The sequence below is a fragment of the uncultured Draconibacterium sp. genome, from assembly GCF_913060805.1.
Lineage (GTDB): Bacteria > Bacteroidota > Bacteroidia > Bacteroidales > Prolixibacteraceae > Draconibacterium.
On sequence record NZ_CAJXTC010000002.1, the window covers coordinates 77,569 to 95,138 of the forward strand.

Here is a 17,570-nt window from a genome sequence, read left to right on the forward strand (position 1 = left end):
TCCCTTTTTGTTTTTATAAGACCAGAATTCAAACTTTTTCTATTTTTGAGATTCAATTCAACCCGATTAAAATTATGAGCAATATCGTTTATCTGAACGGAGAATTTATAGCATCCGACGAAGCAAAGATCTCACCAAATGACCGCGGATTCCTTTTTGCCGATGGTGTTTACGAAGTGGCCAAATATTACAATGGCAAGGCTTTCCGTTATCAAGATCATTTGGATCGGTTAAACCGCAGTTTAAAGGAAGTTAGTATTGATTACAATACTGAAAACCTCGAGGCTGTTTTTATGGAATTGATTCAGAAAAACGATATGCTTGATAAACATGCCGGAATTTACCTGCAAATTTCGCGTGGAACAGCCAAACGTTCGCATAATTTCCCCGCTGAAATTGCACCAACAGTTTATGCTTATGCTTTTGATCTGCCTTCAGCAAGCGAAAAGCTGGAGAATGGGATAAAAGTGATTACCCGCGACGATATTCGCTGGCAGCGTTGCGATATTAAATCGGTTTCGTTGTTGCCCAATACAATGCTTTATAACGAAGCGCACAAAAGCGGGGCCGGAGAGTGTATTTTAATTCGCGATGGAAAGGTTACAGAAGCAACACATTCAAGCGTGCTTTGTGTAAATAATGGTGCTGTGGTTACGCGACCTTTATCGAACCTGATTTTGCCGGGCATCACCCGAAAAGTAATTATGGAACTGTGTGCTGCCAATAACATCCAAGTTGAGGAACGCTTGTACTCGCAAGAAGAACTTTACGAAATGGACGAAGTTTTTATCGCAGGTACGGGTAGTGAAATTTGTCCTGTTGTGCAAATCGAGGACAAATTGGTTGGCAACGGAAAACCAGGCGAAATAACACGTTTATTGCAAAAGCTGTTTTTTGAGTTGACTTAGATTTCCAGTACAAGTTGCTCCAGCTCGTTTCGGATGAAAGTAAACTCTTCATCCGAAATGTTTAATGCTGCAGCTTTCAGGTTTTCCAATACCTGTTTTTCATTGCGGGCACCGGCAAGTACACAAGTTATACCCGGTTGGTTTATGGTCCAGTTTAAAACCAGTTGTGCTAATGTTGCTTGTTTGGCTTCAGCAATCGGTTTTATTTTATCCAAAAATGTATTAATTCGCGACAAATTTGGCTCCTTAAAAAACGGTGTAGTCGGGCGATGATCGCCTTCTGCAAATTTATAATCGGCAGTAATTTTGCCGGTTAAAACGCCTCTTTGCAGCGGGCTATAGGCAATTATTGCTTTATCGTTAGCAATACAGTACGGCACCACTTCTTCTTCAATTTTACGGTTAACCATACTGTACGGAACCTGGTTCGATGAAAGTTTAAAATACTTTTCTGCTTTTTCCATTTCGCCCATCGAATAATTACTAACTCCACCGGCACGAATTTTCCCCTGATCTTTCAATATTTCTAATGCCTCCATGGTTTCTTCAACCGGAGTAGAACTGTCGGGCCAGTGTTGCTGATAAAGATCGATATAATCGGTGCCAAGTCGCCGTAAACTATCTTCGCACTCTTTTATTATGCTTTCTTTTCTGCCCAAACGATACAAACTTACCTCGTTTCCCTCGTTGTCAAAAGTCTTTTCGTAATGTACATGCCCCGATTTCCGGTCCCACACCAACCCAAACTTTGTTAGCAGTTCAACTTTGCTGCGTTTGCCTTTTATGGCTTTACCTACAAACTCCTCGCTTTGCCCAAATCCGTAAACCGGCGCGGTATCGATGGTTGTCATGCCGTTTGCGATAGCTGCTTCAATGGCTTTAATTGATTCTTTTTCTTCGGCTCCGCCCCAAAACCATCCGCCAATGGCCCAGGCTCCAAAAGTAATTGGTGTAATTTTTACGTCTGATGCAGGTAACTGTACTTTATCCATGATTTTAACTTTTCGGGTGACAATGTCCCGGGAAGTTAGGGATAAAATTTAACTTATCGAGCTCCAGTCGAAGCTTGTATCCTTTGATGATAACAGATTTTTAAGAAGTAGTTGATTTTGCTCTTTTTGCAAAAACGGATCGTCGTCGAGAATATCGTTGGCAATGTTTCTGGCCTTTTGAAGAATCTCACCATCTTTTCCGAGGTTGGCAATTTTCAGGTCGAAGCCCATACCGCTTTGCTGTGTACCTTCCAAATCGCCCGGACCACGTAGTTTCATATCAACTTCTGCAATTTCAAAACCGTCGTTGGTGCGCACCATTGTTTCCAGTCGCTTGCGGCTTTCGGTGCTGATTTTATACGACGACATCAGAATACAATATGATTGTTCGGCGCCTCTTCCTACGCGGCCACGTAACTGGTGCAGCTGCGAGAGACCAAAACGTTCGGCACTTTCAATTACCATAACTGCTGCATTTGGAACATCAACACCCACCTCAATTACAGTTGTGGCAACCATAATCTGCGTTTCGCCACGTTTAAAAGCCTGCATGGCATTTTCTTTAATGTTGGGTTTCATTTTCCCGTGCACCATGCTGATCTTGTAATCGGGGAAAGTTTCCGAAATATGACGATAACCTTCTTCCAAATTTTTCAGGTCCATTTTTTCCGACTCCGAAATCAACGGGTAAACAATATAAACCTGTGTGCCTTTATCTATTTGTTGTTTTAAGAAACGGTTTAACTGCGCTCTTCTGTTCTCGAAAAAGTGCATGGTTTGTATCGGTTTTCGTCCCGGTGGCAATTCATCAATTATTGATACTTCAAGATCACCATAAACAGTCATAGCCAGTGTTCGCGGAATAGGAGTGGCCGTCATAACCAAAATGTGTGGCGGGATCAGATCGTTCTTTTTCCAGAGTTTTGCCCGTTGGGCTACCCCAAAACGATGTTGCTCGTCGACGATTACAAGTCCCAGTCGCTTAAAACTAACTGTATCTTCAATTAAAGCGTGTGTACCAATTACAATCTGCATTTCGCCCGATTGCAGTGCGGCATGCAATTCGCGGCGTTGTTTGGCTTTTGTCGATCCGGTAAGAAGCCCAACATTCACGCCCATCCCATCCAGCATTCGTGAAATGGACTGATAGTGTTGCTGAGCCAGAATTTCGGTAGGTGCCATTAAACAACTCTGGAATTCGTTGTCCATAGCCAAAAGCATTGTCATTAATGCCACCAGCGTTTTCCCACTTCCCACGTCGCCCTGCAGCAAACGGTTCATTTGCGATGTGCCGTTAACATCGCGCCTGATTTCTTTAATCACTTTTTTTTGTGCGTTGGTCAGGTCAAACGGTAGGTATTTTTCGTAAAACGTATTGAAATTAAAGCCAACCTTTTCAAAGTGAAATCCCTTAAATTTTTGATTACGATTATGCTTTAGCGCCAGTATTTTCAACTGAATAAAAAACAGCTCTTCAAACTTTAAGCGGAAGGTGGCGTTTTTAAGCTCAATTGGTTTTTCCGGTTTATGAATGGCCGATAGTGCCTGCTCAAGTGGCATTAACTTTAGCTCGCTTGTGAGGTACTCGGGCAGCGTTTCTCTGATTTTTCCTTTTGCTAATCCCAGCAACGTGAGTTGAAATTTGTTAATGGTTTTCGAGGTGAGAAACTGTTTTTTCATTTTCTCGGTGGTGTTGTAATGCCCCTGAAAAAGCCCGATCGGCTTCAATTGCATTTCCTGCTCGGTTTCCATTTCAGGGTGCACCACACTAATGCGGCCGCTAAACAAGGCCGGTTTGCCAAAAACAATGTAAGTTTTGTTAATGCGAAGTTGCTCCTTTTGCCATTTTATTCCCCTGAACCAAACCAATTCCATGGTGCCGGTACTATCCGAAAAACGGGCCACAAGTCGCTGTTTGCTTCCGGTGCCAACGGTTTCCATCGAGCGAAGAACGCCTTTCACCTGAATGTATGCCATCTCGGTACTGATGTCGGAAATGTTATAAAATTTGGTGCGGTCGATGTATTTGTACGGGTAATAATAAATCAAATCTCTGAAGGTTTTTATTTTCAGTTCTTTGAATAAAATTTCCGCACGTTTTGGCCCCACGCCGGGTAAAAATTTTATTTCCTGATCGAGAAATTCTGGCATGCAGCAAATATACATATTCACACAAAGTGCAGCAACAGTGATTTGTGACGAAATATTCAAAAATAATTAACTGTTGGGTACAGTTTTTGTTACCAAGCGAAAAGATACTTATGATAATAATTCTTAAAAAATGCTATTTCCGGCCGTTAACCGCTCGGAAAATCATATTTTTATCATCGATTCGTTTATTACGTGTAATGTGACAGAAAAAATACTACAAATACATAAAACAAAGCTATGCCGGAAAAAATTATTCATTTAGAGAACATTGTAAAAACGTATAAAGTTGGAACGCAGGAAGTTCGCGCCCTCCGTTCGGTTTCTATTGATATTCACAAAGGCGAATATGTGGCTATTATGGGCGCCTCGGGTTCGGGGAAATCAACCTTAATGAACATTATTGGCTGTTTAGATACGCCTACCAGCGGCACTTACGTGTTGAACGGAAAAGATGTGAGCAGCTTGTCGGACGATCATTTAGCAGAAATCAGAAACTCGGAAATCGGTTTTGTTTTCCAGGTATTTAACCTGTTGCCACGTAACTCTGCTCTCGAAAATGTGATGCTTCCACTAGTTTACGCCGGAAAGCGCAAAGCAGAGCGTAAGAAAATGGCGGAAGAAACTTTGGTTGATGTAGGTTTGCAAGATCGTATGGAACACAAACCCAATGAACTTTCGGGTGGTCAGCGCCAACGTGTGGCAATTGCCCGTGCGCTGGTAAATAAGCCGGCTTTGTTGTTGGCCGATGAGCCAACCGGTAACCTCGATTCAAAAATATCGGAAGAAATTATGAAACTTTTTGCTGAAATTCACCGAAAAGGGAACACGCTGGTTATGGTAACACACGAAGAAGATATTGCCGAGCACGCACATCGTATTATTCGATTAAAAGACGGAGAAGTTGAGTCGGATGTAATTAATGAGAATCCGATTTATTAACTTTGTAAGGTCATTTACGATATTACATCCCGAATGGTAAACATCTCGGGATTTTTTATGTTTTCACTTTACAAAAGAAGTAACATGTCAGGAGATTTTAAAATATATACAAAAACCGGCGACGACGGAACTACCGGATTGGTTGGTGGCAGCCGTGTGAAAAAATACGATTTGCGTTTGGAGAGTTATGGAACAGTTGATGAATTAAATGCCTGTATTGGCGTTATCCGATCGTTCGAAATTGATCCGGCGGTGAAAGATTTACTGCTAAAAATTCAGAATAAACTTTTCAACATCGGTTCGCGACTGGCTTCGGATGAAAAAGGAGAGGAGTTTACCGCGCAACTTATTGTTAAAAATGAAGATATTGAAGTGCTTGAAAAAGCAATTGACGAATATCATGAAACCTTGCCCGAACTGCGCAATTTTATTCTTCCGGGAGGAGAACTGTCAGCAGCTCAGTGTCATATGGCACGAACGATATGCCGTAGAGCGGAGCGCCGAATCGTTGAATTTTCAGAACAAACACCTGTTCAACCCGAATTGATAAAGTATATTAACCGGCTTTCGGATTATCTGTTTGCTTTGGCCCGAAAACTCGCTCATGATAAAGGGATTGACGAAACAACCTGGCAGTATTGATATTTTTTTTTCAGGAAAGTTTTTTCGTATCTATTTTTTGCTATATTCGCGCCAAAGTAAAAAATCGAGTTTAACCACATAAAACTGTAGACACATGTATTGGACTCTGGAATTAGCATCGAAGTTAGAAGATGCACCTTGGCCGGCAACAAAAGACGAATTAATTGATTACGCGATACGTTCGGGCGCTCCACTTGAAGTTATTGAAAACTTGCAAGAGATTGAGGACGAAGGTGAGATGTACGAAAGTATTGAGGATATTTGGCCGGATTATCCGAGTAAGGATGATTTCTTTTTTAACGAAGATGAATACTAACAATCAAATGATAGTATATAAAGCATCCGTCTGAAGGCGGATGTTTTTTTTATCCTTTTTTACAGGCTTAAAGTTTTCCAACCGTCTTTTAAATAGTCGGATAACGGAACACCCATACCTTTAACATCAACACCCAGTTCGGCCAGCTTTTCGTCGACCTCGTACATTTTTGCGCAGTATAAACAGGCTTCGGTTTTTATGCCGGCTTCCTGCATCTTTTTAATGTAGTCCTGAATCATTTCGTTTTCGGCCGTTAATTTTGCCGATGGACCCCAAATAATCAGAACAACCTCGTCGAACCAACCTTGCGTTTTGGCATTGTAGGTATACATAAACGCCATTTTTTCTGCTACTTCCGGATCGCCGCTGGTCCACAGCACCGCTAATTTATTTTTATTTTCTTCCATCGTTTTGTTATCGGTTGCTATTGCCACGCTGCAAAGCAGGGTTAAAAATACAAGTACTAAATTTCGTTTCATAATCCAAGGTTTTAAATATGTTTTGCCAATTCTTTTATTGGAATCAAATCAAACTCTCCATAATCTGTTAGCTTGTTTTTTGCGATGAATTCTTTATTCAACAAATACAATTTGCTGTTGAATTTATCTTGCGGGAAAGTGTTTTCTTCCGTGAATTCTTCCATATCAAATTCGGTGAAATTCAATTCGCACGCTGATAATTCCCAGCCATTGTCTTCATTCATATATAACAATGGCAGACCGTGCGTCCGGCAGATTATTGGACGATCAGCGTAAATTTCGCACTTGTGGTTATTCAGAAAAATGCAACTTGCTTCATCCTTGTCGGTATTGAAGGTCGGTTTATCCTTACGTTCTTTTAGCGCCTCAACAATGTTGTGAAATTCAATTGGGAAAATGCTGTAATCCATACAACACAGGTCGCAGCCTGCTTTGCATTTCATATGCTTTTGGTGTTGTTTTTCCAGTTTTTCCGATAATTGGTCAATGTTGTTTCGTAATGTCTTGTATGCTGTATAATCCATCTGTTTTCAATTGTTTGTGTAATTGCAAAGGTAAACAATCAAAACAAATGGCTGGAATTGCGAAATTTATCTGGCTTTGAAAGAGAAGTGTCTTTTTTTAGAAAGTAAATCGATCAATTAGTCGTATATTTGCGTTTAGCTACAGAATAGAACAGAATAGCAATTTATAACATGAAAAAATCAATTCTAAACCTAATCCTAATTTTTTGTGCTTTTTCTGTATTTGCACAAAATGAAAATCTCGATTTTTTAGACCCATCGCTTCCGATGGACGAGCGTGTTGACTTGCTGGTGTCGCAAATGACCCTGCAGGAAAAAGTTGATCAATTGGAGTATACTTCAAAAGCGGTTGATCGTTTACAAGTGCCGGAATACAACTGGTGGAACGAATGTTTACACGGAGTGGCCAGGGCTGGTTACGCAACGGTTTTTCCGCAATCGATAAGTATTGCTGCATCGTGGGATGCCGACTTGGTAAACCGGGTGGCAGTTGCCATTTCTGATGAAGCACGTGCAAAACACCATGAGTTTGTTCGTCGAGATAAACGAGGCATTTACCAGGGACTTACGTTTTGGTCGCCAAACATTAATATTTTCCGCGATCCACGCTGGGGACGTGGGCACGAAACTTATGGAGAAGATCCGCACCTCACCGGAATTTTAGGAACTCAGTTTGTTAAAGGGCTTCAGGGTGATGATCCAAAATACCTGAAAGTTGTGGCTACTGCAAAACACTATGCGGTTCATTCAGGTCCCGAGCCATTGCGTCACGAGTTTAATGCGCTGGTAAGCGAACGCGATTTGCACGAAACCTATTTACCGGCATTTCGCATGTTGGTGAAAGACGGCGGTGCATACTCGGTAATGGGAGCGTACAACCAGTTTCGCGGTTTTCCGTGTTGTGCCAGCGACGAGTTATATGGCATTTTGCGCAACGACTGGGGATTTGATGGTTACATCGTTTCCGACTGTTGGGCAATCTCTGATTTTTACACTTACCAGGGATTTTCAAAAGATGCTGCCGAAGCAGCCGCAGTGGCTGTTAAAGCTGGTACCGATTTAAACTGTGGAAATTCATACCGTCATCTAACCGAAGCTGTTGAACGTGGCTTGATTACTGAAGACGAGATTGATGTTGCTGTAAAACGCATATTTAAAGCACGTTTTAAGTTGGGTATGTTCGATCCGGATGAAGACGTGCCTTATGCACAAATTCCATTTTCGGTAAATGCATCAAAAGAAAATGATGAGCTGGCATTGGAAGCGGCCCGCAAAAGTATTGTTTTATTGAAAAATCAGGACGAAACATTACCACTTTCAAAAGACATTAAAACGCTCGCTGTTATTGGCCCAAATGCCGATAACTGGGAGTCGTTGGTTGGAAACTACAATGGAATTGCCAAAAATCCGGTGACAGTTTTAAAAGGATTACAAAATAAGTTACCGAACACCAAAATTTTATATGCCGAAGGAAGTCACCTGGCAAAAGGAGTTAGTAATCTGCACGCAATTCCATCAGTGTTTTTGCAAACTGAAAATGGTACACAAGGTGTAAAAGGTGAATATTTCAACAATGCCAAACTGGAAGGCGAACCGGTGTTTACCAGAATCGATGAAAACGTAAATTTTTACTGGGAAGCTGATGCGCCAACTCCTGATATGAACGACGATGATTTTAGTGTGCGTTGGACAGGCTACATTGTTCCGCAAGTTTCAGGTGAGTACAGAATTGGCTGTTGGGGAATGCCAAAACTAGATATCTGGTTGGAAGGAGAAAAGATACTTGGTCACAACTCCGAACATCATGCTTTTCATCACGAGAAAGCAGTGAAAATGGAGGCCGGTAAAAAATACAAATTTGTGTACGAGTATGCTAATGATCATGGCGATGGCGACGCAAAATTGTTGTGGGCCATTCCAAACCAAAATCTGCAGCAGGAAGCTGTTGAGGCAGCTCAAAAAGCCGATGCTGTTGTATTGGTACTTGGCCTTTCTCAACGTTTGGAAGGAGAAGAAATGCAATTGGAAGTTGATGGTTTTGAAGGAGGCGACCGCACGCATTTAAAACTTCCGGAAACGCAACGTGAGTTGATGAAAGCTGTTAAAGCTACTGGCAAACCTGTAATTCTTGTTTTGCTTAACGGAAGTGCGCTGGCAGTTAACTGGGCCGACGAAAATCTGGAGACAATTCTTACGGCCGGATATCCGGGGCAGGAGGGCGGAAACGCTGTGGCCGATGTGTTGATGGGCGATTATAACCCTGCGGGACGTCTGCCGGTTACCTATTATAAGTCGGTTGATCAGTTGCCGCCATTCGAAGATTACGATATGGTAAACCGCACTTACAAGTACTTCAACGACGAGCCACTTTATCCGTTTGGCTTTGGTTTGAGTTATACTTCATTTTCGTATTCGGATGTAAAACTGGCTAAAAAGGCAAAAATTGGCGATGCTGTAGAAATTAGTGCAAAAGTTACGAATAGCGGGAATGTAGCAGGCGAAGAGGTTGTGCAGTTGTATTTAAAAGACCTGGTCGCTTCAACACTGCGTCCGAAATACCAGCTGGAAGGTTTTGAGCGGATTGCTTTAAAACCGGGCGAAACAAAAAACGTGAAATTTGTTTTGGAACCTCGTCAGTTTTCCATTATTGGCGCCGATGATAAACGGGTTATCGAACCGGGTGATTTTACACTTTTTATTGGAGGTAGTCAGCCTGAAGGAAAGGGAATTAATGTAATTTCAAAAACAATAGAACTAAAAGGAAAGAATACTTTAATAGATTAGCATAAAAATATATTTTTAGTTAAAAGGGCCTGCTAATAATTGACTAGCAGGCCTTTTTGTATGCTCTTCTATCAGGAAGGAGTTTTTAATAGAGAAAAATTATCTGTATTAAAAGTATTGGTTTTACTGGCAATTTGTCAAAATAATGAACATATAATTGCTTTAGGATTAGGGCATGTCTAGGAAATAATGAAATTATGTCATAAATTTATGTAAAACCAATCGCTGTTTAATTGTTAAAACCTTTATTAATCATGAAAAAGTATTTAGTATTAATTGTAATGGCGCTGGCCATTGTAATTGTTTCTTGTGAAAAAACGGATGAGATTTCTGTAACAAACCCCGATCAGGTGGAGTTTATAACTCATTCTGAAGTTGTAATCCCCGGGCAATATATCGTATTGCTCGAATCCTCTAACTTAAAATCTGCTTATAAAACGAAAGCCGAGGCAGATCTTGCAGTGGCAACAAAAGCACTAAAAATCAGCAACGCAGCCCAAATAAACTTGGGAGAACCTAAAATGGTTTACAGCCAGGCAATTGAAGGTGTTGTTGTAAATATCACTGAAAAAGAAGCCAACGCCCTGAAATCTGCTGAAGGTGTTGCCGGTGTTTACGCCGACAAAATGGTGACATTGAAAAAACCGGGTACCGATCCTGCTGATCCACCGGCTGAAACGATCCCTTACGGAATTACAAGAGTTGGTACTACTACCTACTCCGGACCGAATAAAGCATGGATAATCGATACAGGTATTGATTTGGATCACCCAGACTTAAACGTGGATGCAGCAAGCGGCGCTACTTTTATAACCAGAACTACAACTCCGGATGATGATAATGGACACGGATCACACTGTGCTGGTATTGTTGCAGCAATTGACAACGATTATGGTGTTGTAGGAGTCGCAGCAGGCGCTACCGTTGTTCCTGTTAAAGTTTTGGATAGAAAAGGTTCCGGAGCTTATTCGGTAATTATTGCCGGTGTTGATTTTGTTGCTGCGAATGCAGTAGCCGGTGATGCTGCGAATATGAGTTTAGGTGGTGGTGTTTATGATCCTATTGACCTTGTAGTAGAAAATCTTGGAGCTCAAGGCATATACGTGGCACTTGCTGCAGGAAATGAATCGGATGATGCTGATAATCATTCGCCTGCAAGAGCAGAGGGAGCTAATCTTTATACTGTTTCTGCAATGGACAGCAATGATGTTTGGGCTTATTTCTCAAATTATGGAGACCATGTTGATTATTGTGCTCCCGGAGTAAACATCTTGTCTTGTTATAAAGGTGGCGGTTATGCAACTATGAGCGGCACTTCAATGGCTGCACCTCACGTTTGCGGATTGTTACTTGCAACCGGCGGACATTTGTCAACAGATGGATATGTAATTGACGATCCTGATGGAACTGATGATCCAATTGCGCATATGTAAATAAAATAATTAAATGAAAACCCCGATTGGTACATTAAGGTGCAGCAATTAGCTGCGCCTTTTTTTTAGCTGAATTCACTTCCAAAATAACTCACAGTTTTAGCTATTTTTATTAGAACCGAACTCAGGTTATATTACCCTTCGCATAGTAAATTATCTTCCAATACGGTACGAAAATTTAACCAGGAAGACATTATGTGGTTTCTCGTCAAAGAGATCAGTTATGTCGTTGGCAAAATCGAATTTGCCCATATTATCGTAACATCCACGGTTTTGCGACCACACCAGGTAGAGCATCGATCCGGGACGATATTCCCAGCGAACTACCAGGTTTGACAAAAACTCTTTTACATTAAAATCGGGGTTGTTAAAACTATAGTCGGTTTGGCCATTTACTGTCTCATCAATGTTATAAACACTGTTTTTGGCATCGTAAGTAATCTGTTCACCCGAATACAGTGCAAACCGGTCGTTTATATCCGCTGCCTTACTATCTGTTACATATTTAAAGGCATCGTAATCGCCCGTTGCTATAAACGGCTGTCCCCAAAACTGTACCGTCAGATCCGGCGTAACATTATAATTTATGCGAATTGAGGTACTGAATGTTTTGCGTTGTATCGATCCCATGATGTAACGTTTGTCGTTTTGGTGATCTTGCTGCGTAATATATTGAAGCTGATTGTCGCTTACGCCGTATTCCGGACTAATTTCAATTTGCATGGCTTTTACAGGGCGATAACCAAATTCTACCTCAAAACTTTTACTTGAGTAGAATCCATTTTCGTTACTCCAGTTCATTCCTCCATCGGCTCCGTATGTGAATTTCTTCTGAGGATTGGAGAACATTCCCGCATAAAAACTATGGTTACCGGAAAGTTTCATTGAAGGACCACCGCGAAGTGCTGAGTGTGAAAGTTGCTCGCCATTAATGTTTATACTTGAAAAGGCATTCCAGAAGTTATTGAATTGTACATGGCCATTTATGTTGCCTCCGGCACCTAACAAATTGCCACCAAAATCATAATTGGTCCACTGGTTAAAATTTAGATTCATATTTCTGAAAATGGAGAAGGGCTCGTACCAGCGGTATCCCACCCAAAAGGCTTGCATAATGTCGTCAACTTCGGGAGTGTAGCCAATATCGTTAATTTCCAGACCCGGCGATTTCCAACTAAATATTCCGGCAAATTTCAGCCTTCCTCCTGTTTTACCTAAGGTGAATTTTCCTCCGGTACCCGAAAGTGAAGTTCGCGTTGAATCGAGCGTTACATAATCGGCATCGGGCCTTTGATAAGTGCGCGAATAAGATGTTTGCGTATTGAGAATCGCTTCTTCGCTGCCTTCAACGCGGCTAAAATAAACTCCGGCGTCAACAAACCAGTCTTTGTTGTGCCACTTATGCACAAAGTCAACTCCACCGGTGTAGGCGCTTTTATGCAGGAATTTCAGATGCTCATCATTAATATTTCTGTTTACGGCGGTAAGCATTCCTCCGAGGTAGGTATTTCCCTCGTTAAAATCCTTTTGAACTCTTCCCACAAAATAGTTGGTTAAAGGTTCAACCACCTGCTTTTTGTTGTCCGATAATCCTTTAATTTCAGCTTTTTCTTTGGCAGTAACACTCTCGATTACTCCAACAGACCAGCCATTTTTTGTTTTTCCGGTGATTTTTGCAGCACCCAAAATTCGCGTAAAATCAGGGTTGTCGGCATATTCATTATCATTTAATTCCGGCGAGTAATGAGGGCGACGTCCGATTCTGCGCGAGTAGAATAAGTTATTGGCTGATTGATCGCCATCGCCAAATGCCAGTTTGTACGAAAGAATATTATTTCCCTCGATAAAGAACGGGCGTTTTTCCCTGAAAAAAGTTTCGTAAGTACTCAGGTTTACCTGCGAAGGGTCGGCTTCAACCTGCCCAAAATCCGGATTGATGGTGAGGTCCATTGTCAGGTAGTTGGTCAGGCCGATTTTGGCATCTAAACCCGCATCAAAACCATTTGATTTTCCCGATTCCAAAAAAGGATTTTCAGGTACCTTTTCAAAACGTTCGGTGCGGGCAACCATGTATGGAGTTACATTCAGCGAGTTTTGTGGTTTAATATTTTCAATTCCCCGCAAAATGCCAAACTGCGAAGTAAAACCGGCTGTTTCGCGCTTCATTGGCTGCCACGATGAAAGTTCATCTTCCCTGAAAATATAGCGGAAAACATTCAGTCCCCAAATCTGTTCGTCGTTTTCATCGAACCGAAGCTGGGTGAGGGGAATTCGCATTTCGGCATTCCACCCGTTTTTAGTAAGCGATGTTTTTGCATACCAAATGGGATCCCAGGTGTTGTCTTCGTTGTCGCCATCGTTGGTACTTACCATATCCGACCGTACTCCGGCCGCCGAAACCACAAAGGCAAACGAGGTTCGTTTGTCATTATACGAGTCGATATACAAACCGGCAAGATCACCTTCCGTTTCATCGCGACGTGTCATTCGCATCGAGATGCTGTCAGGATCATCCAACGATCGTATTGCCACGTAAAGATTATTGGCATCGTATAAAATAGCGTATTCTGTTTGTTTGGTTGGAGCTTCGCCTTCGATGGGTTCGTGCTGAATGAAGTTGTTCTCCCAATTCGCATTTTGCCACTCAGGTTCATCAAAAACGCCATTAACCGTGATGTTCAGGTTTTCGGCGGTTGTAGCTGTATAAGTTCGTTTTTCCTGTGCAGATATGGTTTGTATAAATACAAAGAATAAGAGGACAGTCGCAAGTTTCATTGAATAGTTTTTTCAATAAGACTGCCAAATCAGAGATGTGTTACAGATTATTTTGATTTTTTCCGATTATCTGTTCACATGATTCGTTTGCATATTGATTTTACTTGCTCCCAAATAGAAAAACCAGGCCGCAACAGCCATTAAAACGTGGCTTGCAGAAATGTGGTTAAACCATTGATGTATGGAAATTTTATTCATGAAAAATAAAGCGGCAACAGCTGCAAAAGCAACTCCAATCAAAATAAATTTGCTGGCTTTGTTACGTGTTTTAACGTATAAAAATCCTTCGAGCGAGAGCACAACAAACATTAAACCGTAGCCGGAATGAAATTCAACAAAGAAGAAATTGAGGGTAACGATGGTTAATGTTAAAAAGGTAAGGAACTCAATGATATTAAGGATGCTGAGAATCTTAACGATCTGTTTTGAGAGTTGAATACGGGTGTGTTCAATTGCGGCCCGCTCAACAAACATTATCGAAAACATACTGGTTATCCAGCCGGGTAATTTCCAGTAAAAATTAAAATGATACAAAAAAGCGTGACCGATCAATCCTCCAAAAGCCGTGGCAATTCCCATTATCAGGAAATATAGTTTGAAATAGGTAAATACTTTTTCTGATCTGTTATTGTTGTGAATTTTGTAGGCAAAAATGAAACACAACACCGAAACAAGAAGGTCGGTGAGTGTTACAATAGGCTCGTCAATTTTAATTCCGAAAAGGAATATCGTGTTTATTTCTTCCATTCATTTTGGTGTGGTTAATTAAATAACACATTATGTTTTAACAATAATGGACTGCTATTATTTTTGTTCAAAACCGGTATTGATTTTTATATATTGAGTAGCTTTATCAAAAATCCAAATAACCAACGAGAAATCCAAATTATGATACGAGCTTACATTTTTATTTTCCTAATTCTTTCAACTTCTTGTTTTTCATGGACCAACAAACTGGAACAGGAAAAACGTTTTAATATTGAAAAGGACTTGCTGGTGATGCAGTTCGATTGCAAAACCGATGTCGACGATATTCATTCGGCTGCGGCTTTTAAAACCTTGCTTTCATCTCCGGAATTTAGTGCGATCAATTACTTTGCAGTTGCCGGAACTTACGGCATTCAGGAAGGACTATATGTACCGCCAAACAAGCTTTTTCAGCAGGCTTTTGAGGATAACTGGACCGATGCAGATGCAAACAAAACAAAGGCCGTTGAGCGGATGAAAAATGTAGTACTCGAGTGTTTGCAAAAAGGAGGAAATGTCTGGATTGCAGAAGCCGGACAATCTGATTTTTCGTCGGAGTTTATAAAAGCGATTCAAATGTCTACTCCGGAAATAAATACTGCCGAGCGAATTCATATTGTGCAACACAGCGACTGGAATGAAGAAGTGACATCGGCGAGCAGTTTGGCATTTGTGAAAGCAAACAGCAATTACCATAAAATACCCGATGGAAACGTAGAAGGAAATGGTACTCCGGGTTTTCGTACTCCGGGCTACAACGATTGGAAAACGAAAGTAAAAGATACCGAGCTTTTGAGCCTTTGGAAACTGGCGGTTGAAATCGGTTTAAAATACAACGGTAAAGATGGCCGGTACAATAATGAGGCTGTTGCCAGTGGCGGGCTCGATTTTTCTGATCTTTCAGAAGTTTGCTGGATTTTGGGATTGCAGGATATGAAAGACACTGAAGAATTTTTCAATACTTTTGCCCGGTAAAAAACGGATTTCGCATGAGTTTTAACGGGCACTTAAAAACGAGTTTGGTAGTATGCTTTTTGCTGTTAGCATTTTCAGTGGTATCGGCACAAAAACACACGGTTTATCTAATTCCGGGGCAGGGAGCCGACGCTCGTTTGTATAAAAACCTAAAGCTCGACACGGCGTTTCAGGTAAAAAACATCGATTATTTTACACCCGATAAAGAGTGGGATATGCAAACTTTTGCCCGCGAACTGGCGAAACAGATCGACACCACCGAAACTTTTTCGATAATCGGCGTGTCGTTAGGCGGGATGCTGGCAACCGAAATGGCCGATTGTCTGCATCCCGAAAAGGTTATAGTTATTTCGAGTGCAAAAAGCAGGAAGGAATTTCCGGGGCGCTATCGTTTTCAAAAGGTAGTGCCTGTTTATTGGGTAGTACCGGGATTTGCAATAAAAGCAGGAGCACGAATTTTACAACCTATTGTAGAACCCGACAGAAACAAAGACAAAGCAACTTTTAAAAGTATGTTGCGCAATAAAGATCCTAAGTTTTTGAAACGAACAACAACGATGATCTTAACCTGGAAACGAGAAAGCTACAACAATAAAATCGTTCATATTCATGGTGACCTGGACAAGACATTGCCTCCTCGTTTTGTTCAATACGATTACCTGGTTGAAGATGGTTCGCACATGATGGTGCTAACACGTGGCGAACTCATCAGCGAAATCGTAAATAATATTATGAAAGAATAAATTGCCCTGCTTCTCGGATTCTTCTTTGGTTTTCCTTAACTTACCATCAGAAACAGAAATATTCGATTATGCACAATACTTTAAAACTCCTGACATTTATTTTAGCAAGCATTATTTTGCCAACACAAGTGATAGCACAGATAGAAACAACTATCTTTGAAGTGGGCAAAAAGGATGATAAAAATGTTGTCTCGTTTTTTACCAACCGTGTGATAGAAGTTAATGCTGACAATTCATACACATTTAAAAACAGTAGTACGCAACAAACTAACACACTTTATTTCTGTAATTACAATTACAACACCGATTCCATTGGATTAAATTTAAGGGCCGTTAATCTTTCTGATAAATATCCGACCGAAAAGTTAAAGCACAATATTATGTACGATATATACGATTATAATCGTATACAAAAAGGAATCAAGAACTTTTATATTGTTGTTGGCGGATACGGGAAAACTTTTGATAAACAGATACATGAATACATGCATCGTTTAAAAACAAACTACGGTGATTCGCTTTTCCATCAGGCTTCAATAACTGTTTTTGCATGGGGAACGGAAGACAAAGTTTATAAGTATTATAGTGCGCTGCGTGTGTCGAAACGGGGGGCAGCCGATTTTGCCATATTTCAGCACATGCTCGATGAGTTTATGGGGGATACGGAATTTTGGGAAATTCATCCCAAAGACATTACCATAAGCATTCTTTTTTCGTCGATGGCAAACGAAATGTTTCGAAGTTATATTCTCGAACGAGACAAACAGAATATTCCTCTCGTAAAAACGTATAATAGTATCGTATTTGTAGGAAGTGTTGCTCCGCGCAATGTTTTTGAAGAAGGCAAGGCTTTTCATAATCTTGGTGAAATGGCTGATTCAGTGCGTTTGGTTGTTAATTCAAAAGATATTTTACTAAAAATGTCGAGTTTGGCTCACCTGAAGAATCGCATTGGAAACAAGGGTCCTAAAAATCCCGATGAATTACCTGACTTTGTAAAAATGTCGAATATCAAGTCATTAATCACAAAAGAAGATATGAAGCGTATGGGGCACGACTATGTGCTTACCAATCCTGTGGTTCAGGATGCTTTGCTTGAAATGGCTGAAAATAATATTGCCAGCAAGAAGTCTGACTAAATTATCTCAATCTTGTTTTTTGT

At 40.9% G+C, this 17,570-nt stretch carries 15 protein-coding genes; 9 read left to right on the plus strand and 6 right to left on the minus strand.

Annotation, left to right across the window (positions count from 1 at the left end; translation table 11 throughout):
* Positions 1-74 precede the first annotated feature (74 nt).
* On the plus strand, positions 75-908 hold the full coding sequence (gene dat / locus QZ576_RS01660) for a D-amino-acid transaminase (RefSeq protein WP_297093653.1): 834 nt from the start codon (positions 75-77) through the stop codon (positions 906-908).
* Here the strand turns inward: dat and QZ576_RS01665 are convergent.
* Together QZ576_RS01665 and recG are read right to left on the minus strand one after the other, a co-directional pair.
* Positions 905-1,900: an aldo/keto reductase gene (locus tag QZ576_RS01665; RefSeq protein ID WP_297093654.1), complete on the minus strand. Its 996-nt coding sequence runs from the start codon at positions 1,898-1,900 to the stop codon at positions 905-907. The genes dat and QZ576_RS01665 overlap by 4 nt on opposite strands.
* A gap of 48 nt (positions 1,901-1,948) precedes the next feature.
* Positions 1,949-4,051: an ATP-dependent DNA helicase RecG gene (gene recG / locus QZ576_RS01670; protein WP_297093655.1), complete on the minus strand. Its 2,103-nt coding sequence runs from the start codon at positions 4,049-4,051 to the stop codon at positions 1,949-1,951.
* Positions 4,052-4,288: 237 nt separating this feature from the next.
* On the opposite strand from recG, the gene QZ576_RS01675 reads away from it, so the two are divergent.
* From QZ576_RS01675 to QZ576_RS01685, 3 genes are all read left to right on the plus strand, one after another.
* Positions 4,289-4,990 carry an ABC transporter ATP-binding protein gene (locus QZ576_RS01675; protein WP_297093656.1) on the plus strand — a complete coding sequence of 234 codons (702 nt, stop codon included), beginning with the start codon at positions 4,289-4,291 and terminating at the stop codon, positions 4,988-4,990.
* 84 nt (positions 4,991-5,074) lie between these two features.
* The gene (locus QZ576_RS01680) at positions 5,075-5,632 is read left to right on the plus strand and encodes a cob(I)yrinic acid a,c-diamide adenosyltransferase (RefSeq protein WP_297093657.1); all 558 of its coding nucleotides are present in this window, start codon (positions 5,075-5,077) and stop codon (positions 5,630-5,632) included.
* 94 nt (positions 5,633-5,726) lie between these two features.
* A complete protein-coding gene (locus QZ576_RS01685) occupies positions 5,727-5,948 on the plus strand; it encodes a DUF2795 domain-containing protein (RefSeq protein WP_038562297.1) in 222 nt (73 codons plus the stop codon).
* A 59-nt stretch (positions 5,949-6,007) separates the two neighbouring features.
* Here QZ576_RS01685 and QZ576_RS01690 read toward each other — a convergent pair whose 3' ends face one another.
* Both QZ576_RS01690 and QZ576_RS01695 read right to left on the minus strand, forming a co-directional pair.
* Positions 6,008-6,427, minus strand: a complete 420-nt coding sequence (locus QZ576_RS01690; RefSeq protein WP_297093658.1) for a DsrE family protein — start codon at positions 6,425-6,427, stop codon at positions 6,008-6,010.
* An 11-nt stretch (positions 6,428-6,438) separates the two neighbouring features.
* Entirely contained in the window at positions 6,439-6,951 is a 513-nt protein-coding gene (locus QZ576_RS01695; protein ID WP_297093659.1) for a YkgJ family cysteine cluster protein, read from the minus strand.
* Positions 6,952-7,122: 171 nt separating this feature from the next.
* Between QZ576_RS01695 and QZ576_RS01700 the strand changes: the two genes are divergently transcribed.
* Positions 7,123-9,735 (plus strand): glycoside hydrolase family 3 C-terminal domain-containing protein, encoded by a 2,613-nt coding sequence (locus tag QZ576_RS01700; RefSeq protein WP_297093660.1) that lies wholly within the window; start codon positions 7,123-7,125, stop codon positions 9,733-9,735.
* Positions 9,736-9,989: 254 nt separating this feature from the next.
* On the plus strand, positions 9,990-11,168 hold the full coding sequence (locus QZ576_RS01705) for a S8 family serine peptidase (RefSeq protein WP_297093661.1): 1,179 nt from the start codon (positions 9,990-9,992) through the stop codon (positions 11,166-11,168).
* Positions 11,169-11,321: 153 nt separating this feature from the next.
* Here the strand turns inward: QZ576_RS01705 and QZ576_RS01710 are convergent, their stop codons facing one another.
* Both QZ576_RS01710 and QZ576_RS01715 read right to left on the minus strand, forming a co-directional pair.
* Positions 11,322-13,943 carry a DUF5916 domain-containing protein gene (locus tag QZ576_RS01710; protein ID WP_297093662.1) on the minus strand — a complete coding sequence of 874 codons (2,622 nt, stop codon included), beginning with the start codon at positions 13,941-13,943 and terminating at the stop codon, positions 11,322-11,324.
* 66 nt (positions 13,944-14,009) lie between these two features.
* Positions 14,010-14,690 carry a hypothetical protein gene (locus QZ576_RS01715; RefSeq protein WP_297093663.1) on the minus strand — a complete coding sequence of 227 codons (681 nt, stop codon included), beginning with the start codon at positions 14,688-14,690 and terminating at the stop codon, positions 14,010-14,012.
* Positions 14,691-14,831: 141 nt separating this feature from the next.
* On the opposite strand from QZ576_RS01715, the gene QZ576_RS01720 reads away from it, so the two are divergent.
* The 3 genes from QZ576_RS01720 (at position 14,832) to QZ576_RS01730 (ending at position 17,547) form a co-directional block, all read left to right on the plus strand.
* Positions 14,832-15,665, plus strand: a complete 834-nt coding sequence (locus QZ576_RS01720) for a hypothetical protein (RefSeq protein ID WP_297093664.1) — start codon at positions 14,832-14,834, stop codon at positions 15,663-15,665.
* 14 nt (positions 15,666-15,679) lie between these two features.
* Complete coding sequence (locus tag QZ576_RS01725) at positions 15,680-16,408, plus strand: alpha/beta hydrolase (RefSeq protein WP_297093665.1); 729 nt, start codon at positions 15,680-15,682, stop codon at positions 16,406-16,408.
* Positions 16,409-16,476: 68 nt separating this feature from the next.
* Positions 16,477-17,547, plus strand: a complete 1,071-nt coding sequence (locus tag QZ576_RS01730) for a hypothetical protein (RefSeq protein ID WP_297093666.1) — start codon at positions 16,477-16,479, stop codon at positions 17,545-17,547.
* Positions 17,548-17,570 lie beyond the last annotated feature (23 nt).